Raw genomic sequence first — 23,128 nt, 5'->3', positions numbered from 1 at the left:
TATTACCGCTGTGCCAATGTCACTCGATTACGGCCATTCGCTTTTGAACGGTAAAGAGCATCATCGGCAGCTTTAATCAAATCGAGTGCGCGCGTTTCATCGTTAGGTACAATGCTAGAGACGCCAAGGCTTAATGTGACATGGGGGGCGACATCAGATCCGGCATGGGCAATCTTTAAATTTTCAATACCCTTACGGGCTAATTCGGCAATGTCGCACGCCGATTCGAGAGTGGTATTTGGGAGTAAAAAGATAAACTCTTCGCCACCATAGCGTGCCGCGAGTCCGGTGGTGTCAGGGAGGGTGTTGTTGAGGCCCTGAGCCACGGCGACAAGACAATCATCACCCTCTTGATGGCCGTAATGATCATTGTATTTTTTAAAAAAGTCAATATCGCATAGGATGATTGCAAGGGGTTGTTGTGCTGCGCTGAGTTGGTGCCATTGGCTGAGCAATGTCTCATCAAATGTGCGTCGATTGGGAATTTGAGTCAGGCCATCAATCTTAGCGATCCGCTCAAGAGCGGTATGTGCTTCAGCTAAATCACGCTCGGCTTGTTTCCGTTCGGTAATGTCTTTATACTGTGCCAGTGTCCCCGGCGTTCCATCGAGGGTAACGAGGCGTGAGGTGGTCATAATATAGCTGACCTGCTCCCCTTTGTTGTTGATGAGATCAATGTCTGTTTGCGTTGTTTTTCGGCTTGCAGTGGCGAGTTGACACTCTTTTTCTGTGAGGAGTTCTGAACATTCTAGACCGACGACCTGCTCGCGTGTTTTACCTAACAGGGTTAGCATTTGGCCGTTGACTCGGACGATAACACCATCAACACGAATCACAATCATTGGGTCGACACAGGCAGAGAATATTTGCTCTAATTCCATATCTGACATTTCAGATTTCAGGAGTTGTCCATTGACTCGACCGATGAAGTCTTCGAGGGCGGTTGCCATCTCCTCTAGTTCGAGACATTGAGGGCAGGAACTTTTCTCGCTGCTATCATCTTTGGTGGTGGCTGAGGCATGATTGTTATTCACGACACAAATCTCCTTGGTGATCATGGGGGCTTGGCTTCTTGATTAAAGTAAATTCTGCAACTTTTTAGCATAGAATGAAAGAAAATAGATGTTTGATTCAGGTTTGGTCTCTTTTTAATGATTATTTAAACTTGAATTTAATTCAGAACTTTTTGTTATTTTGGCTTAAATGGTATAGTGATTTATTCGATGAATAATGGGGAGTAGATGGAACATTATGGTTAAATTACTATTGTATGTGCATGATCTTGAAATTGCTAAAATATATTTGAAACTCGCTGCTGAAATAAATATTGAGTGCGAAGTGGTTCATTCTTTCGAGGAATTTTATAAGAATCGCAAAGGACAGCACTATAGTGGTCTTTTTGTTGATATTGTTAGCAGTATTCGTGCGAGTGCTTTTGATCGAGCTAAGTTAGTTGACCTTATGGAGGTCTATCCCTCTTTAAGATTACGTTGGGATCCTGTTGAAGAAAATATCCGTACCTATATGACAGGGGCTGGAACGGGGCAACGGATAACATTAAAGCAGTTTGTTGAGTCATATTGTCAGACGTTTAAAGCTCGATCAATACGATTCAACGTTCGTAAAGAGCTTTGTTGTAATGTGCTGTACTCCTCGTATGCCGATGTCGCAGATGAGTTTGTACAGAAGTCGGTAACGATTGATTTGTCCATTGGTGGATGTTTTCTGTTTTCGACTCAGCGACTCCCCCTCGGCTCAATCCTATGGTTACGTTTTATCGACCTTATCGATAATGCACCCATTCAGGTTGAGGTGCTTTGGTGTCGTGAATGGGGGAAAACGATGGATTTACCCGGTGTTGGTGTTCGATTTCTAACGATAAATCCTGAGCAGCTGCAAGAGATCACAGTTATGGTTGGTGGTGGCAGAGTGATTGATTCGCGTTGTTCGTGAAGAAGGTGTTGAGATGTCTGGTGAGGTGGTATGGCAAAAGCAGTATTTTTAGATCGTGATGGAACGATTAATGTCGAACGAGATTACCTCTTTCGTTGTGAAGATTTTGAGTTTATTTCTGGCGTACCTGAGGCGATTAAAAAATTAAATGATGCAGGTTTTTTGGTTGTTGTCGTCACGAATCAATCCGGTGTAGCGCGTGGCTATTATTCGGAAGCTGATGTGAAGTTGTTGCATGGTTTTGTTGAACAGCAGTTAGTTTTGCATGGTGCTCATGTTGACGGTTATTATTATTGTCCTCATCATCCAGATAAAGGGAATGCACCCTATCGCAAGTTATGTCGCTGTCGCAAAGGGGAGCCCGGAATGTTGCTCGACGCTGCGCGAGATTTAAATATTGATTTGACCCAATCTTTTATTGTTGGTGATAAGCTGGCAGATGTCGAAGCGGGATTGGCGGTTGAAAGCACGCCAATTTTGGTGCTTACAGGTCATGGTGAGTGTGAAAAAAGGAAAATATCATCCACCATTCAAGTGTGCGCGGATCTCTCGGCAGCTGTTGATGTCATTTGTGTCGATAATTAATTTTTATCTGTTTGTTGTCGCTATGCCAAAATTAGCTTTGGTGTTGATAATAACGATTATGTGTGAGGAACGATAATGGAGATCAGTTGTTTTAAGGCGTATGATATTCGTGGGCGATTACCTGATGAACTCAATGATGAGATTGCATACCTTATTGGCCGAGCTTATGCGGTTTTCTTGCAACCGAAGCGTGTGGTTGTTGGGCGCGATGTTCGTTTAAGCAGTGCCACTTTGTGTCAGGCCTTAACCAGAGGTTTGCTCGATGCGGGAGTGGATGTCTACGACATTGGGTTGTGCGGCACAGAAGAGGTTTATTTTGCTACGTTCAATGAAAAAATGGATGGTGGCATCATGGTGACTGCAAGTCATAACCCGCTCGACTATAACGGCTTGAAGTTGGTGCGTGAGCAATCGAAGCCTATTAGCGCCGATACCGGATTACAGCAGATTCGAGCTCTTGCTGAACAGGGTGATTTTCCTTCACCACAGCACATGGGTATGCAGCATTCTCTTAATATCCGTCCTGCTTATATCCAACATTTGCTAAGCTATATTGATGAGTGTTCTCTTGCACCTGTTAAGGTTGTCGTCAATGCTGGCAATGGGTGTGCTGGTCCCGTTATTGATCTGTTGCAACAGGCGCTACCCTTTGAATTGATACCGATCCATCATCAGCCTGATGGCACGTTCCCGAATGGAATTCCTAATCCGTTGCTGCCTGAAAATCGGGCTGCAACTGCCGATGCCGTAATTGCTCACAAGGCCGCGGCTGGCATTGCGTGGGACGGTGATTTTGATCGCTGTTTTCTCTTTGATGAAAACGGCCGCTTCATTGAAGGTTATTACATTGTTGGTTTGTTGGCTGCGGCATTTTTGGCCAAGCATCCCGGCGGCAAGATTGTTCATGATCCTCGCTTAGTTTGGAATACCTTCGACGTTGTTCGACAGGCAGGTGGTGAAGCCGTTGAGAGCAAGTCGGGACATTCATTTATCAAGGAAACAATGCGCGAAGTCGATGCTGTATATGGTGGCGAAATGAGTGCTCATCACTATTTCCGCGATTTTTCGTATTGCGATAGCGGAATGATTCCGTGGTTGTTGGTGCTCGAACTCATGGCAACTCGTGGTAAACCATTGTCGGCCTTAGTTGACGACATGATCGCAGCGTATCCATCCAGTGGTGAGATTAACCGTACTCTGGCCAATGCAACGGGGGCGATGGCAGCGTTAGAGCAGCACTATGGTGACAGTGCCGAATCCATTGAACATGTCGATGGCCTCAGTATGTCCTTTGCCGGGTGGCGCTTTAATCTCCGCAGTTCGAATACCGAACCTGTTGTTCGGTTAAATGTTGAATCACGCGGTGATAACCCTTTAATGGAAGAGAAAACAACGGAAATTTTGCACTGGTTGGATCTCTGGCAAAAAAACAATTGTGAGTGATTTAGCCGCAAGTTTTCCGTCACGATTTATGCTATCATAATCGTTTGTTCGCATTAGCAATTAAGGGTGACTTCTTCCCCATTTTTTTCTAAAAAGGTGGTTACGTGACGCGCCCTCTTATTCTTGCATCTACAAGCCCTTATCGTCAGCAATTGCTGCAACAATTGGGGCTTCCATTTACTGCCGTTGCACCGCTCGGTGAAGAATTTATTGATCAGAGTGTTGCGCCCGAACTACTGGTAAAGCATCTCGCGTTACAAAAGGCGAGCAGTTTACGCGGTAACTATGACGATGCATTGATTCTTGGTTCCGATCAGGTGTTTGCCAACCCGCGCGGCACCATTCTTGGCAAGCCGGGGTCGCCTGCTGGAGCAAGACGCCAACTGCAAGCGATGGCTGGGAAAACACACTGCTTCTATACAGGGATTGCTCTGTATGATTGTCGGACTAAGCGCTCTTTGACAGAGTATGTCTCCTATGCTGTCACCCTTCGTGAATTAACTTCTGAGCAAATTGCCTATTATGTTGAACAGGAGAATCCGATCGATTGTGCGGGTTCTTTTAAGATTGAAGGTCTAGGGATCAGTCTGATGGAAAAGATGGCTGGGGAAGATTATACCAGTTTGATCGGTTTACCTTTGATTCGCTTGACGCTGATGTTGCAGGACTTTGGTGTTGATGTTTTGTCTCCTGCTGGGTGTTTGTCACATCGTACCCCTATGTAACGAATACGAATTACTCTTACAACGTCCTTTACTACCTTTGGATCACTACCATTATGGAACATGCAAATTTTGTTCATCTTCATTTACATAGTCAATATAGCCTGCTCGATGGCGCCATTAAAATTCCAGACCTGATCAATCGTGTTAAAGAGTATAAAATGCCCGCTGTTGCTGTGACCGATCACGGTAACATGTTTGGAGCCATGGAATTTTTCACCAAAGCCACTGCTGCAGGGGTTAAGCCTGTTCTCGGGTGTGAAGTTTATGTGGCTCCTGGGAAGCGATTTGAAAAGAAAAATGCCAAGGGTTCTTCCGAAGCGTCCTACCACTTAGTCTTGTTATGTCAAAATAAAATTGGCTATCGTAATCTGTGCTATTTGGTGTCGGCAGCGTTTCGTGAGGGTTTTTATTACAAGCCTCGTATTGATTGGGATCTACTCGAAGAATATAACGAGGGCCTCATTGCCATGAGTGCTTGCCTTGGTGGTGAGATTCCGACTCTTATTAATTTGGGCCGTACTGATGATGCCTCGGCTCGTGTGCAGCAGATGGCTGAAATTTTTGACGATGGCCGGTTCTATCTTGAATTACAAGAGAATGGCATTCCGAAACAAACCGTTGCCAACAATGGCCTGATTCAACTCAGCGGCGATTTAGGCCTGCCCCTCGTTGCCACCAATGATTGCCATTATTTGACTCGTAAAGATGCCTATGCCCATGAGGTGTTGCTGTGTATCCAGACGGGTAAAACCATGGATGACGATAAGCGCATGCGTTTTGCAAACGATGGCTTTTACGTCCGCACCCCCGCAGAGATGTTTGAGTTGTTTAGTCATGTTCCGCAAGCTCTGGATAATACTGTTAAAATTGCCGAACGCTGCAATCTTGATTTTGATTTTAATACGTACCATTTTCCGCAGTATGAAAAACCGAAGGATAAAACCCTCAATGATGTTTTAGAGGAGATGTCGTGGCAGGGTCTTGATGAACGTCTTGTGACGATTCGGGAACTCAATCCTGACTTTAGTGCTGAGGACGAGAAGATCTACCGTGCACGGCTAGAGCGCGAGCTTAAAACCATCTTTGATATGGGATTTCCCGGTTATTTCATCATTGTTGCTGACTTCATCAACTGGGCAAAAAATAATGATATTCCTGTCGGTCCTGGTCGTGGTAGTGCCGCAGGTAGTCTTGTTGCTTTCTCGATGCGGATTACCGATATTGACCCCATCCCTTACGATCTTCTGTTTGAGCGTTTTCTCAACCCCGAGCGGATATCGATGCCTGATATCGACGTCGACTTCTGTATCTATGGTCGTGAAAAGGTGATCCAGTATGTACAAGATAAATATGGCAAACCAAACGTAGCCCAAATTATCACCTTTGGAACCTTGGGGGCAAAAGGGTGTATTAAAGATGTCGGTCGTGCACTCAATATTCCGTATGGCGAAGTCGATAAGTTATCTAAGTTAGTTCCAGCCGTTCTTAACATTACCTTGCAGGATGCGCTCAAGCAAGAGGAGCGCATGGGCGATATGGCCAAAGCTGACGTGCGAATTAAGGAATTATTGAACGTCGCCTTAAGCTTGGAAGGATTAACCCGTCATGCCTCAACGCACGCAGCGGGAGTGGTGGTCACACCGAATCCGCTAACCGATTATTTACCCCTGTATACCGATCAAAAATCGGGTGGACAGGTCACTCAGTTTCCTATGAAGTATGTCGAGGAAATTGGCTTGGTCAAGTTCGATTTTCTTGGACTTAAAACCTTAACCGTTATCAATAATGCTCTGCGCTTAATTCATAGTGCTAAAAATCCAGATTTTGATCTTGACGTGATCTCCACAGCTGATGACGCAACCTATGAATTGCTGGGACACGGTGATACCACAGGCGTTTTTCAGCTTGAATCCTCGGGGATGAAAGAGCTTCTCGTCAAGCTAAAGCCAAACTGTTTTGAAGATATCATTGCGGTCTGCGCACTGTACCGTCCTGGACCGCTCGGTTCGGGTATGGTGGATAACTTTATTTTGCGTAAACATGGCCAGCAAGAGATTGTCTACGATTTTCCAGAGATGGAACCGATCCTGAAGGATACCTATGGCGTAATTGTCTATCAAGAGCAAGTTATGCTGTTGGCGCAGGTGTTGGCCAACTATTCTCTTGGAGGTGCGGACTTGCTCCGCCGTGCCATGGGCAAGAAAAAAGCCGAAGAGATGGATAAGCAGAAAGTGCTGTTTTTGGCTGGTGCGAAGGAAAATAACCATGATGCGAAAAAAGCCGAAGCTGTTTTTGATCTCATGGCGATGTTTGCAGCGTATGGTTTTAATAAATCTCACTCTGCAGCATATGCCTTAGTTGCTTACCATACGGCTTACCTTAAGGCTCACTATCCCGTAGAATTTATGGCTGCATTGTTAACGGAGGATATGGAAAATACCGATAAGGTAATTAAAAATATCGCCGAAGTGCGCTCAATGGGGATCGATGTATTGCCACCTGACATCAACGAATCGATCCGATCGTTTACGGTTCATGATAAGGCTATGCGATTTGGCCTTGGTGCAGTAAAAGGCGTTGGTGCTGCCGCTCTCGAATCAATCATTAAAATTCGTGAAGAGGGGCCTTATCAATCTTTAAACGATTTTTGTGAACGTGTTGACCTGAGTAAGGTCAACAAGAAGGTGGTCGATGCCTTGATTAAATGTGGCGCTTTTGACTCTCTCGGTGGTAAGCGTGCACAATATTCTGCGGTGCTAGAAGGGGCGATGGAGATTGGCCAACAGGTTCAACGTGAACAGAATATTGGCCAAGATTCCCTCTTTGGTATGGAGGAAATGGTCAGTCACGATGGCAATAGTTATGGTGAATTGCCAGATATTGAAGAGTGGGACGACAAGCAGCGGTTGAATTTCGAAAAAGAATCGCTGGGCTTTTATATTACTGGGCATCCGTTGGCTCGCTTTAGCGAAGATATTAAGCGCTTTGCCACCTGTGATACGGCTGGATTATCCGAGTGTAAAGATAAAGAGGATGTCAAGGTCTGTGGAATTATTTCGGGAATTAAAGAGTTGGTTACCAAAAAAGGTGACCGGATGGCTTTTGTCACCCTCGAAGATCTAGCAGGTTCGCTCGAAATTGTGGTGTTCCCAGAAGTTTTTCAGGCCTCAAGTGATTATTTGAAGGGCGATGAACCGTTGATGGTGTATGGAACTCTTGATGCCGGCGGTGAGGCCTGTAAAATTTTAGCTACCGAGGTGATGCTGCTAACAGACGTCAAAGAGCGCCAAACGAAAAAAGTACATATCCGTTTGACAACAACGGGTTTAACAGAAGATCAATTACAACAACTCAAGCATACCATCGTCCGCTATGAGGGCACATGTCGCGTAAATTTACATATGGTGGTGCCGAATCGCAGTGAAACACAAATTATGGCGGCAAAAGAGCTAAGTGTCGCTGCTAGTGACGAATTTGTGGCGGCTGTTGAAAAATTGTTTGGATACAATGTTGTCACATTCGAGTGATTGATATAACATATACAGATTATTTATTTGGTAGCTGGTTATTGAACTTAAAGGTGACATCGATTTGGAGGCATTTAAGGGTAGAATTGTAGCCTACTTTAAATGTGGTGAATTCTTTAAATGGTAACTGCTGCATAGTCTGTTTGAAATAAATGCGAGGCGACGTTTGTTTGACCTTGCCACTAATAGGAAAAAGCCATGCAAGCTGAGGGGATCATTGCATGAGTTAAATTGGGAGAGAAAAATCATGCAAGCATATTTAGATTTTGAAAAACCATTGGTTGATTTAGAGCGAAAAATCCATGAACTCCGTGAATACTCAACCGAGAGTGTTGATTTTAGTAGTGAACTGCAAAAATTAGAAAAAAAGGCAGAGAAATTACGCGAAGAGATCTTTTCTAAATTGACTCGTTGGCAGCGTACACAGTTAGCTCGCCATCCTGGTCGTCCCTTTACCCTCGATTTTGTTGAACATGTGTTTACCGATTGGTTTGAGATGCATGGCGACCGAAACTTTGCTGATGATCCTGCATTAGTTTGTGGCTTTGCACGTCTTGATGGGCAACCCTGTGCGGTAATTGGTCATCAAAAAGGGCGCGACACGAAACAAAAAGTGATCCGTAATTTTGGTATGCCTAACCCTGAAGGTTACCGCAAAGCATTACGTGTTATGAAAATGGCAGAGCAGTTTGGCTTACCTATCTTTACTTTTGTTGATACTCCAGGTGCATATCCTGGAATTGGTGCTGAAGAGCGTGGGCAGGCCGAAGCGATTGCTCGTAATCTCCGTGAGATGGCTGCGCTGAAGGTTCCAGTTATCGTCACTGTAACGGGTGAGGGTGGTTCAGGTGGTGCCTTGGCCGTGGCGGTTGGTAATCGCGTATTGATGATGCAGTATTCAGTTTATGCCGTAATCTCACCAGAAGGTTGTGCTGCTATTTTATGGAATGACGGTGCAAAAGGGCCACAAGCTGCTGAAGCCCTTAAGTTGACCGCAACAGATATTGATGAGTTGGGTTGTATTATTGATGGAGTGATCGAAGAACCCGTCGGTGGTGCTCATAATGATGTTAAGAAAGCTGGCGAAATTGTTAAAGCAACTCTTAAAAAACACCTCGAAGAATTACAGCAACTCTCACCTGAAGAGCTTGTCGAGCAACGTTATCAAAAATTCCGTGCTATGACTGTTATGCAAGAAGAGATTTTGGAGTCTACTGAGGGGTAGTTTGATGCGTTGTCTCTGGCGAATATTTTTGTGTTTCTTGCTCGTGGTTGCTATAGGTTGTACACCAACCAAACCGCCCTTAAAACCAGATTCTGCGCCAGATGGAACACGTCTTAAGGGGTGGCAAAAAACCTATAATGAATTTGGTCAATCATACACCCCACTTTTGGACCATGAAGGCTTTGTTGAAAAAGGGTTAGCTAGCTGGTACGGTAAGAAGTTTCACGGTCGCAAAACCAGTAACGGTGAAACATACGATATGTATGCCATGACTGCAGCTCATAAAACTTTGCCGTTAGGTGTTTTTGTGCGTGTTGAGAATCAAACCAATGGTCGCAGCGAAGTGGTTCGAGTAAATGACCGTGGTCCTTTTGTTGAAGGACGGATTATTGATTTATCGTACACCGCAGCTCATAACCTTGGCGTTGTTGGCCCAGGTACAGCGCCTGTTATCGTAACGGCGTTAGGATATCAAGATCCCGCAGCAGATGGTTCGGTTCACTATCGTTTGCCACAGTCGATTCAGAGTGGTCCTTTTGCGGTTCAGGTTGGAGCTTTTACTCAGCAGTCTAATGCGCAACGACTTCAAGCCGAACTACAGCAGCGTTATGGTGCTGCTGATATCCGTCAGGTAGAGCTAGGAGGGCAAGTCTTTTATCGAGTGCGTTCTGGAAATTATACCTCGATGGCTCAGGCCATGACGGGGCAAGAGAATTTATTGCAAGCTGGTTACGGTTCTGGTTTTATCGTTGCAATTGATTGAAAATCGAATTGAGATCCATCGAAAAAAAAAGGCGATATCACCTCATGGAGATATCGCCTTTTTTTTATTACAGCTCAGACGCGTTAGTGTCTGTCTAGAAAGTCCTGAATCCACTGTTTCTGATTTGTTTTGAGGTGGTTAGAGTGGAGAAGGTTACGAACTTCCATTGTGGGTAAATGTGGGAGAAAATGGATAAACCAGACCTGTGGTGTGTGGTGGCATTTTAATATCGCACGTTGTAGATTTTTACGCCTACTCCAGCGTTGGTGGCGAGCAACCATTGAGATAGTTTCAGGTGACGTAGCGCCGCTGGTTAGGAACTGAAAAACCGCCGATTCTTGAAGGCGGGAGTTCTCTAGGCAAGCTTCAATAATATGCGGGTGCCCCTCTTTGAGTAATGGTAATAAAAGATTGCTTCTCGCCCGTTTCGACAAAGAGATCTTATTTCCTAATGGTTCAGTTGGTAGTCTTTGACAGATTGAACGTTCAGCGGCTATGCGAATATCTGAGGATTGACCAGGAAGGATACACAGGTTGAAGAGCTCAAATAGACGCAGTTTGCTCATTAGTTGTTTGGCTAGGGCAGGGGGGAGCGCTGCATTGCAAATAATTGATACAGTAACTTGGTGGCTTTGGCCTGATTTATGTTTACTGATTGTTTTGAGAATATCCGAACTGAGGTCTTGGCGCTTGAGAAGCAGGAGAAGGTGTTCTTCAGTTAGTGAAATATTTTTAAGTGCAGCATGGAGTACTTCGGCGGATGGGTCATTTAATACATTCTTTAAACCATTAACATCAGTCGTCAACGCCTTTTTAAGACGTTGAACTAGGTCTGTATCAAGCGTTGACGATGACATTGATTCTCCTTTAGTTGGGCGCTAAGCGTTATTTCTTATTGTTGAAAAAACCATACTCTTCAAGGAAGTTTTGTTTATAGTCTGCGTATTGGTCTTGTTCAATCGCTTTACGAGCCCCAGCAACCAAATTCATGTAAAAATGAACATTATGGATTGCCGCTAAAGTTGCCGATAAAATTTCGTTGGCATTGAAAAGATGGTGTAAGTACGCTCTGGTGAAATTGCGACAGCAGTAACAATCGCACGCGGGATCAACGGGATAAAAATCGCGGCGATAGTTTCGATTGGTTAAACGTAGTTTACCGCGTGAGGTAAAGAGCGTGGCGCTACGAGCATAACGAGTTGGGATAACACAATCAAACATATCCATCCCACGATCGATACTTTCTAAAATATCTTCTGGAAGACCAACACCCATGAGGTAACGTGGTTTGTCGACGGGTAAAAACGGTGCGGTATAATCAACTACTTTTTTGAGCAGTTCTAACCCTTCACCGACGCTGACACCGCCAATCGCATAACCTGGGAAATCCATTGCCGTAAGCTGTTCAGCACATTCGCGACGCAGGTCCTCATAAACACTTCCTTGGACTATTGCAAACAGTGCTTGATCTTTACTCGCGTGGTGTTCAAGGCAGGACTCTGCCCAACGCAACGTTTTCTGTACTGATTTTTTTGAGTAATCATGACTCGATGGGTAGGGGATACATTCATCAAAGGCCATGATAATGTCAGCACCTAACGTATTTTGGATATTCATCGCTTCTTTAGGGCCGAGAAAAATTTCATCACCATTTTGTTCATGACGAAAAAACACACCCGTTTCAGTAATTTTTTTCTTTGGTAGCGAAAATACTTGGAATCCACCACTGTCGGTCAAAATCGGCTTATCCCAGTTCATAAACTTGTGCAGTCCGCCCGCTTTCTTAACCAAGGCTTCGCCAGGCTTCAGGTGCAGATGGTAGGTGTTAGACAGGACGATCTGTGCTCCAGTCTCTTCGACCTGAGCCGGTGTTAAGGCTTTTAGTGCTCCGTGAGTCCCTACCGGCATGAAGATAGGCGTTTCTATTGTGCCGTGAGGTGTGTGGATCCGACCACGTCGGGCCTGTGTATTTTTATCAGTATGCAAAAGGTCGAACTTAAACATGAGAGTTGGGGTCTTTTCAGTGAAAGAGTTAGTGTGATTTTGCTACAATATAAGACGATGACTTTATTCAAAGTCTTTTATAACAGTATCAAAAGAGTAGAAAAATTGCAATGTGGGGCGTTTGTCAATATGGAGGGAAGGCTGAAATTATGGCAGGGAATACACAATTTAAACGGGCTGAATTTGTCGGACTTCAATTTCAGTTACGTTTCACAGAGTTGATAGTGGTTGATTTGGCCACATTACTCCGATTACGGCGCTCACTTCGTGCTGCAGCTAATTATTGCTTTATGGGGGACAATTTAAGCACCTGTAACCGCTTTGGTCGGTTATTTTCACCTGAACTCTCCTGTGATCCTGTTGCTAAGCGTCAATTTCAAAAAAGTGGTCCAGCCTTTGTATTTCATTTTGATTGTGGTCAAGTTGCTACGTATCAACGGGGTGATTTGATGATGCTAAATGTCATCGTGTGGGGAGGGAATCTTGAGATTATTAAGGATCTGACGCAGGTCATTGAAGCTTTAGGTCGGGCAGGGTTACGCCACGACACTGGGAGATTTGAGGTTGTTGAAATTTATGCCGAAAATTCTGCATGTCAGCCTCAAAAAATCTGGTCTAGAGGTGAGTCGTTTAATGCCTTAATGGTTCCTGTCCGCGATGGTGATTGGTGGCTTAATAGTTGTGTTCTTGAATGTGATCACCTTCAACTACGATTTATGACGCCATCACGGTTAATTGTAAAACAGCGGCCCATGTTTCATCCAACCTTTAAATTGATTTTTCCATTTATTTTAAGGCGGGTCACTTCGATGCTGTATGCGCATTGTTGTTTAGATTTAGAGGTTGATGCGCAGTCTTTGTTAGCAATGGCTGATTCCGTAGAGACTCAAAAAAATGATCTGAAGTGGAATGATTGGCGTGAACTACAAGGGGTTGATCATACTCTAGCATTGGGTGGTGTCGAGGGTACTATTGATCTGTATGGTTCGGCATTGATTGATCTTGTTCCATACCTATACCTTGGTAGTTTAATGAATTTAGGGAAAAACGCTGGTTATGGAGCTGGCAGCTACCGGGTTGTGCCATATGAGTTTAAGGATTAAGGTGCTGTTGCTAATTAAAAGTGTTCTTGTATACTGTAAATAAATCGGTATTCGTTTATTTCTATAATAGTGGAGGTGCACTATGAACGACGCATGGAAAGAACGTGAAAACGCATTCGAAAATCAGTATATCTATGAATTAGAGAAAAAAAACCGAACTAAAAAAAAAGCTCAAGAGCATGAACTTTTGGTTCGCGAGTTGAGCCATAATCGTTGCCCTAAATGTAGTGAACTGATTCAAGCTATAACCTTTCATGGTGTAGCAATGGATCAATGTCCGTCATGTGGTGGTGTGTGGCTTGGCGAAAATGACTTGAAACAGTTGGCTCAAAAAGACCATAGAACGTGGTTCGAGATGTGGTTTAAGCAGGGTGAAGTGGTCGAAAAATAGGTGATTGATGGTTCCTTAACATGATAAGGTGTGATAACTAGTTTTTAGAGCCATCCTGTTTTTAATCGCTGAGTTTTCTAAATATTAAGATAAATACTATTTTTTGTTTTAAATGAAGTGCAATGATTGCAAGGAGAACATTTATGGGGGATTTTTTGTTTGTTTTTTTAGTAGTTGGGGGCTTAGGTTCTTTTTTCTACTATAAAAGTCGGGATTCTGTTAGTCACTCTTCTGCTGACGAAGTTGTAGCTGACGAAGTTGTAACTGACGAAGTTGTAACTGACGAAGTTGTAACTGACGAGGTTGTAGCTGAAGAGGTTGTAGCTGAAGAGGTTGTAGTTGAAGAAGCTGTAGTTGAAGAAGCTGTAGTTGAAGAGGTTGTAGTTGAAGAAGCTGTAGTTGAAGAAGCTGTAGTTGAAGAATCTGTAGTTGAAGAATCTGTAGTTGAAGAAGCTGTAGCTGAAGAAGCTGTAGTTGAAGAAGCTGTAGTTGAAGAAGCTGAGCATAATGCTTTGGCGTGGCGTGTACTACAGCGTGTGTTGGAAAACCCCGGAATTCTTCAAGTTGAGTTATATAAGTTGTTTCCACATGAGAATCGCAAGCAACTTCAATCAACGTTGTTGCAACTGGATAAGGAAAACGTTTTAAAACGGGAAAAAGTTGGTAATTCGTACCGATTATTTCCAGTTTAGTCTATCAAATATAACAATGTATAAAAAAGAGCAACGAGGTTTCGTTGCTCTTTTTTAGTTTGAACTATTCCCATCTGATGAGTTGGTTTTTGTAGTCGATATTGAAGGGGTGGTGACGTAAGACGTCAAGTCCGAGAAGTCCATCAGTTTCTTCACGTCGGCCCTGATTCTCAATAATGGCTATAGGTGTGTTTAGGAGCTTTATTGGCCCAACTGTTAATTCTGAGACTTTTGCTACATTAATATCGATTGTACTACCATCTGCTAAGCGGGCTCGTTGTGTTCGAACTTTGCCAATTTTTAATTTTTTTATGCTCTGTTCGTGGAGTAGAGTAATAGATGCTCCCGTATCGAGCAGAAGGTTGAGTTGTACTTTTCTCCGCTTTTGTTTAACTCGTACGGGGATGATCACGCGGTTGTTGATAATCCGTACTGGTGTTGTACCTGCGAAATCTTGGTCGGCTGGTTGGCTGTCGATGACAAGTTCCTGCCATCGAGCATCCAAGTCTGTTGAGTTTTGTCGAGCTTTGTCCGGTGTTGAATAGGTAGGTTCATCGTTTTCGGTTTGTTCATCAATAAACTTTTGTCGGTGTTGTGAAGGAACCGAAGCTAAGTTGTCGACATAAACTGAATGACCATTTTTATCAATATAGCGATAAATTTCTGCCTGCACAGTTGTTGAGATGAGTACGATAGGTATTATGATCAATAACAAACTGAATCGCATACTGATACCACTCTTTATTTATTCGGTGTGGATAAATCGCCGCATAGGATAATTGTTCGTCCCTCAAGTTTAATAGAACCTTCAGCCGCCAGTTTTTTTAATAAACGGGAAAATGTTTCGGGTGTCGTTCCCAAAAGTAGAGCAATTTCACCTTTTGGTGCAGGTAGCTCGATTCGATTCGTTGGGCTTTTGTCACGCAAGGCAAGTAGGTAATTAATGAATCGTTGGCGAATGTCCGCAAGGGTTAATTGCTCAACCATTCCAAGTAGGTATTTAATTCGTTGTGATAATGCACCAATGAAATGCATCGCCACATCAGGGTTTTGCTCAATGTGGTGGAGCATTTTTTTTGCATCAATCGCCAGAAGCTGAGAGGGCTCTATGGCAATGGAGCTGACAGGATAGCGACCTTTGAGCTGTAATAAGATCTCAGCAAAATACTCACCAGGGCTGATGAAACGGATTGTGGCTTCTTTGCCGTCACTTGTGGAACGGAAGAGTTTTATTTTACCCGAAGCAAGAAAGTAAAACTCACTCCCCTGTTCCCCTTCTGAAAAAAGAAGTTGCTTCTTACTAATAGTTTCGAAGCGACTAATTTCTTCAATAAAGTTAAAGCGGGGATCTTCCGCATCACCAAAAAAAGTTTGCAGAAAAAGCTTAACAGCGTGTTTTTTTTCCATGTTAGGTTATTAACCTCTTAAGGGATCGTTAAGGTACTGGCTTGCCCTGATTTAGTTATTTTTATTTTCTATGTCAATTGTTTGTGGTTCGAGTAGCTCAACAGCTTGTTCAAGTGATTCGATGAGTGGAATTAGGTTTAATTCTTGTCCAAGAAATTTATCGGGTAACCCTCCGATTGCCGATTGTAGTCGTCGTGCAGCACTGAGGGCGCTTTTAAATTCAGCGCGTTGGCGAACTGCTTGATCTGCAACTTCCATCGACATCTCTTTAAAACGTTTTGCGATGGTAGGGTGGCTAAGTTTTCCTTCAAAAACAGCATTGTGAAGCTCTTGCTGTTGATCCGTGTTGAAGTTTTTGTCGGCATCTGCTTGAAGAAGTAGGTCAATGGAACGAAAGTCGGGCAATGGATTTAGATTGTCGTTTTGTGCAATTAATGCGGGGTTTTTTTGTTCTAAATAGTGGTAAGCCATCGTTAATTTATCGGCAGTTTGGCGACGAATGCGGATTTCTCGGCTGCAATAGTCCTCGAAACATTCGTATCCCCATTGCGCATAGAGGCGGTCGCGACGAACTTCTTGGAGTTGTTGGCCGAGATCGACCCATGATGATTTAAATTGTTTTGCAGAACTTAGGATGCGATAACGTTCACTTCCTGGTGCGAGTTGGCTTAATAGCTGTTCAATTTTTTGTTCGGCTTGTGTTTGTGGTGCTTCGTTCATAGGTGCTCCTTGTTTCTTTTTTGACTTTATCAGGACAATTTTGGTGATAGTATCATTCTTGAGAATTTGTTGAAGTGCTTTTTGTTTAAATTTAATCTGAAGTGAATGGATAATAAATATGGTGAAACAGGGCAAGTTAAGCTGCATTGTTGGTAAACAAACGGTTCAAATGTTGAAATTGAGGCACCCCTGGGTGCTGAAGGATCGTTTTACGCAGCAGTGGCCAGCAGGTGATGTGGGTGATTTAGTATCTTTAGTGTCTGAATCTGGTGAACAAATAGCCACGGCATTACGGGATGAAGATCGAATCGTTGCTCGGGTCGTGGCGACTGATATTGATACGCTTGACTATCAGTGGTTTGAAAAGAAAATTAAGTCAGCCGAAGCATTACGTCGGCAACATGTTGATCTTGATGGAACAACGGCTTATCGCGTGGTGAATGGTGAAGGAGATGGTTTGCCAGGCTTAACAGTTGAACGTTACGATGATTATTTGATGATTCAACTCTATACGGCAAGTTGGGATCGCTATGTTCCGATAATTGTTAAGGCGTTGCAATCGGTTTTCAATCCCGCTGGAATTTATGAAAAGTTCCGTCCGCAAAAAACAAGGGAGCTTGAAAAGAAAGGTTCTAAGCGTTATAGCCGACTACTCTGTGGCGTTGCGGCACCCAATATTTATCATGTATTGGAAAATGATTTGACCTATCAGGTGACCTTGGCGGAGGGACTCAATACTGGTCTGTTCATGGATCAACGTGAAAATCGCCGTGATTTGATGACTCGTGTGGCGGGTAAAAAAGTACTCAATCTTTTCGCTTACACGGGAGCATTCTCTGTTGCTGCTGCAACTGCTGGAGCCAGCAAGGTAACAACGGTTGATGTGTCACCCCATTATTTAGAGTGGGCACGGCAAAATTTTGGTTTAAATCGAATGAACCCCAAGCGTCATCAATTTATAGCTGGAGATTGTTTTGAAGTGTTGGCGCAACAGATTCAGAAACAACGCTATGATATTATATTGATGGATCCGCCAAGCTTTTCAACGACAACTAAAAATAAGTTTACTACAAGCGGTGGAACGTCACGTCTGGTGGCGTTAGCGCTAAAGTTGCTGGAACCTGGTGGTTTACTTATTACGTCATCAAATCACCAGAAAGTTGATTTGGCTGATTATCTTAAAGAGTTGCGTCGCGGTGCATTAGAATCAGGGTGTGAGCTGCAGGTTGTAAAAACAGCAGGGCAGGCAGGCGATTTCCCTTATCCGGTGACGTTTCCAGAGGGGCGATATCTTAAATATGTTATCGCTGCAAAAGGGGAGGCATTTTAAGAAGCTTAGTTCTTTTTGAAGCTATTCCATCTATGAAAAAGGCTGTGTGCATCCAATTTGATGTACACAGCCTTTTTACATTTGAGACAGTGAGAAGAGCTATTATTCTTCTATACGAGTTACCGCTGTAATTATAACGGGCTCAACAGGAACATCTTGATGGTGTCCTTTGTTGCCAGTGGTAACAGATTCAATCTGTTTAACGACATCCATTCCGTCAACTACTTTACCAAATACGGCATAACCAAACGCTTCAGCTCGAGTATCGCGGTGATCGAGAAACTCATTATCGTTTAAGTTAATAAAAAATTGTGAAGTAGCACTGTCAACAATTTGTGTGCGAGCCATAGCAATTGAGCCGCAAACATTTTTCAGGCCATTTGCTGCCTCATTCTTAATCGGTTGCTTACCGCTAGTTTCTTCCATGTCACTATTCATGCCGCCACATTGAACCATGAAATTTTTGATGACACGGTGGAAAATGGTTCCTTCATAGTAGCCACTGTCCACATAGGATAAAAAATTTTCTACAGTAATAGGGGCAAGCTCTTGATTTAGTTCAAGGGTGATGTCACCGAGACTGGTTTGGAATAAGACTTTAGGTGCTGCGCTCATATGGTACTCCTTTAGTTTTGGAAAATTTACTATAGTTACTGAATACAATTTCTAATTTTTTTGGACACTAACATATTTAAAGAGAAAAATTCAAACATTGGACGTTCTATTTAAGAACTCTTTATTTAGTGTTTGACCTGTCTACGTTTCCTGTTATAGTTGCCGCCGCAGTTACAGATTGAAGCTAGTGGGCAGATCGGTTTCTCGCCATAGTTTTTTACGATATATGTAGGGTGACATGCCATGGGACATTCAAGCGGCGAAGATGGTATCGCTAAAAATATTTTCATCGGCTACTTTGTCCTGATATTACATGTACTGCTGTTGGTACTGCTGGGAGTCTTTATCGTCTTTTTCCGTGGCTTGATTGTTTATATGCCTTGGATCGTTGGCGGAGGTCTTTTTTTGTTGACCGTATCAGGGCTATTGTTTTATCGGAAAATGAAAAAGAGTCAGTCAGGCTTAGCCGAAACACTTAATAGTGGGATGCCGAAAGATCGACCCATTGAGATCAGTTTGCTTGGTGGATTAGCATCGGTTCGGCTCGGAACAACCCGATCTGGCTCAGATGGATATGTGGCTGAAGCTCCGCTGCAGTTGGAAGATTCTGAGACCTCACGCTTAAGAAGTCTCGATCGTTTGGTTAAAATGTATAATAATGACCTTATAAGCAAAGAAGAGTTTGCTTTATTGAAGCAAGACGTGTTACAAGGTTCCTCGCTGGCCGTTGAAGAGAACAAAGAGGTCATTGACGTCGATTTTACGAGTCATTGATTTTGGTAATCCAACGAGTCGGTCGAATGAAAAAATAAAAAATAAAATGTGTTTTTAAGTTGCAATTTTGAATCCAGAATGATAGAAAACAGCGTCTTGTATGTCGGGGTGTAGCGCAGCCTGGTAGCGCACCTGCCTTGGGAGCAGGGGGTCGGAGGTTCGAATCCTCTCGCCCCGACCATAACAAGCGCCAGTAGCTCAGCTGGATAGAGCATGTGACTTCTAATCACAGGGTCGAGGGTTCGAGTCCTTCCTGGCGCGCCATTTACTTGGCCGCTTTTAGTTCTTCAATCGGCCACCTATTGTGGTGGGTGTAGCTCAGTTGGTAGAGCGCCGGATTGTGACTCCGGTTGTCGAGGGTTCAATCCCCTTCACTCACCCCATTTTACTTTAATCAAGGCGATTACTTGTTTCATATTCGTTCTTGATTGTTTTAAAGATTTAGAAAAATATTCTCATGACTTTTCGGTTTTGAGATCAAATAGAATTTGCGAGAGTGGCGGAATTGGCAGACGCACTGGTTTTAGGAACCAGCGGGCAACCGTGGGAGTTCGAGTCTCCCCTCTCGCACCAAACAATGACAGGGGCATACGTGCCCCTGTTTTGTTCTATCTTTTTTAATCTAATTATTGGTTTGTCCAGTCTTTCTATTATTTTTATGTTTATCAAGTGAGGTTTATTTAGCATGAACGTTCAAGTTGAAGAAATTAGTTCTGTAAAGAAGAAGATTTGTGTTGAAGTCAGTGCTGACCGTGTATCTGATGAAATTGCAAAAGCTTATAAGAAGATTGCTAAAACAGCTAAGATCAAGGGCTTCCGTCAAGGAAAGATCCCTATGAAAGTGGTTGAGCAATACTATGCAGAACAAATGGAGCAAGAAGTTATTGGCGGCCTAATCAATGAGTCTTATTATAAAGCTTTGATGGATCACAAGGTGCCCGCAATTTCTGACCCATCAATTGAAAACAACAGCGGACTTGAAAAAGGTAAGCCGTTTACATTTGAAGCTCACGTAGAGGTTAAGCCTGAGGTCGTGGCAAAAGACTATACTGGGTTTAAATTACAAAAAGAGATTATCGAATTAGATGATCAGACTGTTGAGGACCGTATTGCTGAAATGATCGGTTCACGTGATTCTCAAGAAGTTGCTGATCGTGATGATGTGCAAAATGGCGATTTTGTAACGATTGATTTTGAAGGATTTGTTGATGGTGTTGCCTTTGCAGGTGGCGCGGCACAAGAGCATGTCCTTGAATTAGGTTCAGGTAGTTTTATCCCAGGATTCGAAGAGCAACTTGTTGGCGCGAACCGTGGTGATGATAAAGAAATTTGTGTTACATTTCCTGCTGAATATGGCAATGAAGAATTAGCGGGAAAAGAAGCAACGTTTAAGGTTTCTGTCAAAGAGATCAAGGTGAAGGTTACTGCTGAACTTACAGATGAACTCGCTAAAGAGTTTGATGCAGAATCAGTAGCAGAACTGCGCCAGAAAGTTGCTGATAGCTATAAAGAGCAAGAGGAAAAGCGTATTGAAGAGGATCTCAAAGAGCGCCTCATGACAGCTTTGGTTGAAGGTAATGCAGTTGAAGTTCCCGATACGATGATTTCTCGTCAACTTGACTTTATGCACCGTAATATTGGTAACCGCCTAAAGCAACAGGGCATGACCCTTGAGATGATGGGTATGACTGATGAGTCTTTCCGTTCTATGTACCGTGATACTGCGATTAAGCAAGTTCAGGGCAGTTTGGTTCTGGAAGCAATTGGCCAGCAAGAAAATATCTCAGTCGATGATTCAGAAATTGATGGTCGATTGGAAGAGATTGCAACGATGGCCAATGCGCCACTCGATGAAGTAAAAAAATATTATGCTGCAGACGAAGCACGTAAAAATCTATTGGCACAAATTGAAGAAGAGAAAGTGATCACTTTCTTACTTGGCCAATCTAAGGTTGAAGAGGTAACTAAGGAATCCCTTGTTGAAGCACCAAGCGACGAAGAACAGGAGTAGCGAATGAGCCTCGTCCCGATAGTTGTTGAACAGACTGGTCGCGGAGAACGGTCGTATGATATTTATTCACGGCTGTTGAAGGACCGAATTATTTTTCTCGGTGGTGGCATTGATGATCAAATCTCTAATCTCATCATTGCGCAACTTCTGTTTTTAGAATCTGAAAACCCTGAAAAAGATATTCATCTGTATATCAATTCGCCTGGCGGTGTTGTGACAGCTGGGATGGCAATATACGATACGATGCAATACATTAAAGCACCTGTTTCAACGATTTGTGTTGGACAAGCTGCAAGTATGGGAGCTCTTCTGTTGGCTGCTGGTGAAAAAGGAAAGCGTTATTCTCTGCCTAATTCACGCATTATGATTCATCAACCACTTGGTGGTTTTCAGGGCCAAGCCTCAGATATTAGCATCCACGCAAAAGAGATTTTACGTTTGCGTGAAGAGCTTAATGGTATTTTGGCACATCATACTGGTCAGGAAATTGAAACCATAGGGATTGACACTGAGCGTGATTTTTTTATGGGCGCAACTCAAGCAAAACAGTACGGATTGATTGACGATATTGTTACTCGAGACAAGGTCTGATAGCGGGGAATTTTATGGATCACACTGAAGACCAATCTGATGACTTAATTTGTTCATTTTGTGGAAAATCACAAGATGAAGTAAAAAAACTTATAGCTGGCCCATCTGTTTATATCTGTGATGAATGCATTGGCTTGTGCCAAGAGATCATTGTGGAAGAGGTTGAGTCAACTGAAGAGGAAGAGGCCACCCCTCTTCCGACACCGATAGAGATTCGTGAAAACCTTGATGATTATGTTATCGGTCAGGACTGGGCAAAAAAGGTATTATCCGTTGCGGTATATAACCACTATAAGCGGGTAAAATATGCAGCTAAATCTGGGGATGTTGAAATTCAAAAGAGTAATATTCTGTTGCTAGGTCCTACTGGTAGTGGAAAAACTCTTTTAGCTCAAACTTTGGCTCGAGTACTTGACGTACCTTTTGCTATGGCTGATGCAACAAACTTAACTGAAGCGGGTTACGTTGGAGAAGATGTAGAGAATATTATTCTAGGTCTTGTTCAGGCAGCTGATTACGATGTTGAAAAAGCCCAACGGGGCATTATCTATATCGATGAGATTGATAAAATTGCTCGGAAAAGCGAATCGCCTTCCATTACGCGTGATGTGTCAGGTGAAGGTGTGCAGCAGGCACTTTTGAAAATCATTGAGGGAACCACGGCTAGTGTTCCACCAAAGGGTGGTCGCAAGCATCCGCAACAAGAATTTATTAAGGTTGATACAACTAATATCCTGTTTATTTGTGGTGGTGCTTTTTCCGGGCTCGAGGATGTGATTAGCCAACGTGTAGGTAAGAAAGCGATGGGCTTTGGTGCTGAAATTCGGCTGCCAAGTGAGACTACGCTGGGCAAGTTGTTGAAAAATATTGAACCTGGTGATTTGTTGAAGTATGGGCTAATTCCTGAGTTTATTGGCCGCTTACCCGTTATTGCAACGCTTGAGGAGCTTGATGAAGAGGCTTTGGTTCGTATTCTCAAAGAACCTAAGAATGCCCTTGTCCGTCAATATCAAAAATTGATGGATCTTGAAGGGGTGGCATTGACCTTTACTGATGAAGCCTTAGTTGCGATAGCTAAAGAAGCAGCACGTAGAAAAACAGGTGCTCGTGGCCTTCGTTCCATTCTTGAGGAGTCGATGTTGGATATTATGTATGATATCCCTTCTCAGGAACAGGTTAAGGAAGTTGTTGTCAGTGAGGATGTTATTTTGAAAAAAAATGTCCCACTTATTATGTATGACTGTGCTGAATCAGCTTAAAGGTTTACTT

At 43.3% G+C, this 23,128-nt stretch carries 22 protein-coding genes and 4 tRNA genes; 19 read left to right on the top strand and 7 right to left on the bottom strand.

Annotated features, from left to right (window positions below):
• Positions 1–2: 2 nt before the first annotated feature.
• Positions 3–1,034, bottom strand: coding sequence for a diguanylate cyclase domain-containing protein (locus tag ACZ5KY_RS13730; protein WP_464244458.1), 1,032 nt, complete (start codon positions 1,032–1,034; stop codon positions 3–5).
• 217 nt (positions 1,035–1,251) lie between these two features.
• Between ACZ5KY_RS13730 and ACZ5KY_RS13725 the strand changes: the two genes are divergently transcribed.
• From ACZ5KY_RS13725 to ACZ5KY_RS13695, 7 genes are all read left to right on the top strand, one after another.
• A complete protein-coding gene (locus ACZ5KY_RS13725) occupies positions 1,252–1,953 on the top strand; it encodes a PilZ domain-containing protein (protein ID WP_464244457.1) in 702 nt (233 codons plus the stop codon).
• A 30-nt stretch (positions 1,954–1,983) separates the two neighbouring features.
• A complete protein-coding gene (gene gmhB / locus ACZ5KY_RS13720; RefSeq protein WP_464244456.1) occupies positions 1,984–2,538 on the top strand; it encodes a D-glycero-beta-D-manno-heptose 1,7-bisphosphate 7-phosphatase in 555 nt (184 codons plus the stop codon).
• Positions 2,539–2,613: 75 nt separating this feature from the next.
• Positions 2,614–3,981, top strand: a complete 1,368-nt coding sequence (locus ACZ5KY_RS13715; protein WP_464244455.1) for a phosphohexomutase domain-containing protein — start codon at positions 2,614–2,616, stop codon at positions 3,979–3,981.
• A 104-nt stretch (positions 3,982–4,085) separates the two neighbouring features.
• Complete coding sequence (locus ACZ5KY_RS13710; RefSeq protein ID WP_464244454.1) at positions 4,086–4,706, top strand: Maf family protein; 621 nt, start codon at positions 4,086–4,088, stop codon at positions 4,704–4,706.
• Between the two features lie 53 nt (positions 4,707–4,759).
• Positions 4,760–8,233, top strand: coding sequence for a DNA polymerase III subunit alpha (gene dnaE, locus ACZ5KY_RS13705; protein WP_464244453.1), 3,474 nt, complete (start codon positions 4,760–4,762; stop codon positions 8,231–8,233).
• A gap of 247 nt (positions 8,234–8,480) precedes the next feature.
• Complete coding sequence (locus ACZ5KY_RS13700) at positions 8,481–9,458, top strand: acetyl-CoA carboxylase carboxyltransferase subunit alpha (RefSeq protein WP_464244452.1); 978 nt, start codon at positions 8,481–8,483, stop codon at positions 9,456–9,458.
• Between the two features lie 4 nt (positions 9,459–9,462).
• The gene (locus ACZ5KY_RS13695; RefSeq protein WP_464244451.1) at positions 9,463–10,221 is read left to right on the top strand and encodes a septal ring lytic transglycosylase RlpA family protein; all 759 of its coding nucleotides are present in this window, start codon (positions 9,463–9,465) and stop codon (positions 10,219–10,221) included.
• Positions 10,222–10,304: 83 nt separating this feature from the next.
• Here the strand turns inward: ACZ5KY_RS13695 and ACZ5KY_RS13690 are convergent, their stop codons facing one another.
• Positions 10,305–11,078: a hypothetical protein gene (locus ACZ5KY_RS13690; RefSeq protein WP_464244450.1), complete on the bottom strand. Its 774-nt coding sequence runs from the start codon at positions 11,076–11,078 to the stop codon at positions 10,305–10,307.
• A 28-nt stretch (positions 11,079–11,106) separates the two neighbouring features.
• A complete protein-coding gene (gene tgt / locus ACZ5KY_RS13685) occupies positions 11,107–12,225 on the bottom strand; it encodes a tRNA guanosine(34) transglycosylase Tgt (RefSeq protein ID WP_464244449.1) in 1,119 nt (372 codons plus the stop codon).
• Positions 12,226–12,374: 149 nt separating this feature from the next.
• Between tgt and cas6 the strand changes: the two genes are divergently transcribed.
• The 3 genes from cas6 (at position 12,375) to ACZ5KY_RS13670 (ending at position 14,411) form a co-directional block, all read left to right on the top strand.
• Entirely contained in the window at positions 12,375–13,328 is a 954-nt protein-coding gene (cas6, locus tag ACZ5KY_RS13680; RefSeq protein ID WP_464244448.1) for a CRISPR system precrRNA processing endoribonuclease RAMP protein Cas6, read from the top strand.
• Between the two features lie 82 nt (positions 13,329–13,410).
• Positions 13,411–13,719, top strand: coding sequence for a TFIIB-type zinc ribbon-containing protein (locus ACZ5KY_RS13675; protein WP_464244447.1), 309 nt, complete (start codon positions 13,411–13,413; stop codon positions 13,717–13,719).
• A 143-nt stretch (positions 13,720–13,862) separates the two neighbouring features.
• Positions 13,863–14,411 carry a hypothetical protein gene (locus ACZ5KY_RS13670; protein ID WP_464244446.1) on the top strand — a complete coding sequence of 183 codons (549 nt, stop codon included), beginning with the start codon at positions 13,863–13,865 and terminating at the stop codon, positions 14,409–14,411.
• Between the two features lie 64 nt (positions 14,412–14,475).
• Here the strand turns inward: ACZ5KY_RS13670 and ACZ5KY_RS13665 are convergent, their stop codons facing one another.
• Genes ACZ5KY_RS13665 through ACZ5KY_RS13655 form a run of 3 tightly spaced genes read right to left on the bottom strand, consistent with a single transcriptional unit; the run spans position 14,476 to position 16,538 of the window.
• Positions 14,476–15,138 (bottom strand): retropepsin-like aspartic protease, encoded by a 663-nt coding sequence (locus ACZ5KY_RS13665; RefSeq protein WP_464244445.1) that lies wholly within the window; start codon positions 15,136–15,138, stop codon positions 14,476–14,478.
• Positions 15,139–15,152: 14 nt separating this feature from the next.
• Positions 15,153–15,818 carry a Crp/Fnr family transcriptional regulator gene (locus ACZ5KY_RS13660; protein WP_464244444.1) on the bottom strand — a complete coding sequence of 222 codons (666 nt, stop codon included), beginning with the start codon at positions 15,816–15,818 and terminating at the stop codon, positions 15,153–15,155.
• Positions 15,819–15,869: 51 nt separating this feature from the next.
• Positions 15,870–16,538 (bottom strand): hypothetical protein, encoded by a 669-nt coding sequence (locus tag ACZ5KY_RS13655; RefSeq protein WP_464244443.1) that lies wholly within the window; start codon positions 16,536–16,538, stop codon positions 15,870–15,872.
• 118 nt (positions 16,539–16,656) lie between these two features.
• Here ACZ5KY_RS13655 and ACZ5KY_RS13650 point away from each other — a divergent pair, with 118 nt between their 5' ends.
• The gene (locus tag ACZ5KY_RS13650) at positions 16,657–17,868 is read left to right on the top strand and encodes a class I SAM-dependent rRNA methyltransferase (protein WP_464244442.1); all 1,212 of its coding nucleotides are present in this window, start codon (positions 16,657–16,659) and stop codon (positions 17,866–17,868) included.
• A 102-nt stretch (positions 17,869–17,970) separates the two neighbouring features.
• Here the strand turns inward: ACZ5KY_RS13650 and ACZ5KY_RS13645 are convergent, their stop codons facing one another.
• Positions 17,971–18,483: a peptidylprolyl isomerase gene (locus ACZ5KY_RS13645; protein WP_464244441.1), complete on the bottom strand. Its 513-nt coding sequence runs from the start codon at positions 18,481–18,483 to the stop codon at positions 17,971–17,973.
• A gap of 243 nt (positions 18,484–18,726) precedes the next feature.
• On the opposite strand from ACZ5KY_RS13645, the gene ACZ5KY_RS13640 reads away from it, so the two are divergent.
• The 8 genes from ACZ5KY_RS13640 (at position 18,727) to clpX (ending at position 23,118) form a co-directional block, all read left to right on the top strand.
• Positions 18,727–19,257: a hypothetical protein gene (locus ACZ5KY_RS13640; protein WP_464244440.1), complete on the top strand. Its 531-nt coding sequence runs from the start codon at positions 18,727–18,729 to the stop codon at positions 19,255–19,257.
• 104 nt (positions 19,258–19,361) lie between these two features.
• Positions 19,362–19,438 (top strand) — tRNA-Pro (locus ACZ5KY_RS13635).
• Between the two features lie 6 nt (positions 19,439–19,444).
• Positions 19,445–19,521: transfer RNA gene (locus ACZ5KY_RS13630), tRNA-Arg, on the top strand.
• Positions 19,522–19,564: 43 nt separating this feature from the next.
• Positions 19,565–19,640: transfer RNA gene (locus ACZ5KY_RS13625), tRNA-His, on the top strand.
• Positions 19,641–19,747: 107 nt separating this feature from the next.
• A tRNA-Leu gene (locus ACZ5KY_RS13620) sits at positions 19,748–19,830 on the top strand.
• A gap of 112 nt (positions 19,831–19,942) precedes the next feature.
• Entirely contained in the window at positions 19,943–21,268 is a 1,326-nt protein-coding gene (tig, locus tag ACZ5KY_RS13615; RefSeq protein WP_464244439.1) for a trigger factor, read from the top strand.
• A gap of 3 nt (positions 21,269–21,271) precedes the next feature.
• On the top strand, positions 21,272–21,859 hold the full coding sequence (clpP, locus tag ACZ5KY_RS13610) for an ATP-dependent Clp endopeptidase proteolytic subunit ClpP (RefSeq protein ID WP_464244438.1): 588 nt from the start codon (positions 21,272–21,274) through the stop codon (positions 21,857–21,859).
• A gap of 14 nt (positions 21,860–21,873) precedes the next feature.
• Positions 21,874–23,118 carry an ATP-dependent Clp protease ATP-binding subunit ClpX gene (gene clpX / locus ACZ5KY_RS13605; RefSeq protein WP_464244437.1) on the top strand — a complete coding sequence of 415 codons (1,245 nt, stop codon included), beginning with the start codon at positions 21,874–21,876 and terminating at the stop codon, positions 23,116–23,118.
• Positions 23,119–23,128 lie beyond the last annotated feature (10 nt).

This window comes from Desulfuromonas svalbardensis, assembly GCF_055389415.1.
This window is presented reverse-complemented; position numbering and strand designations above follow the sequence as displayed.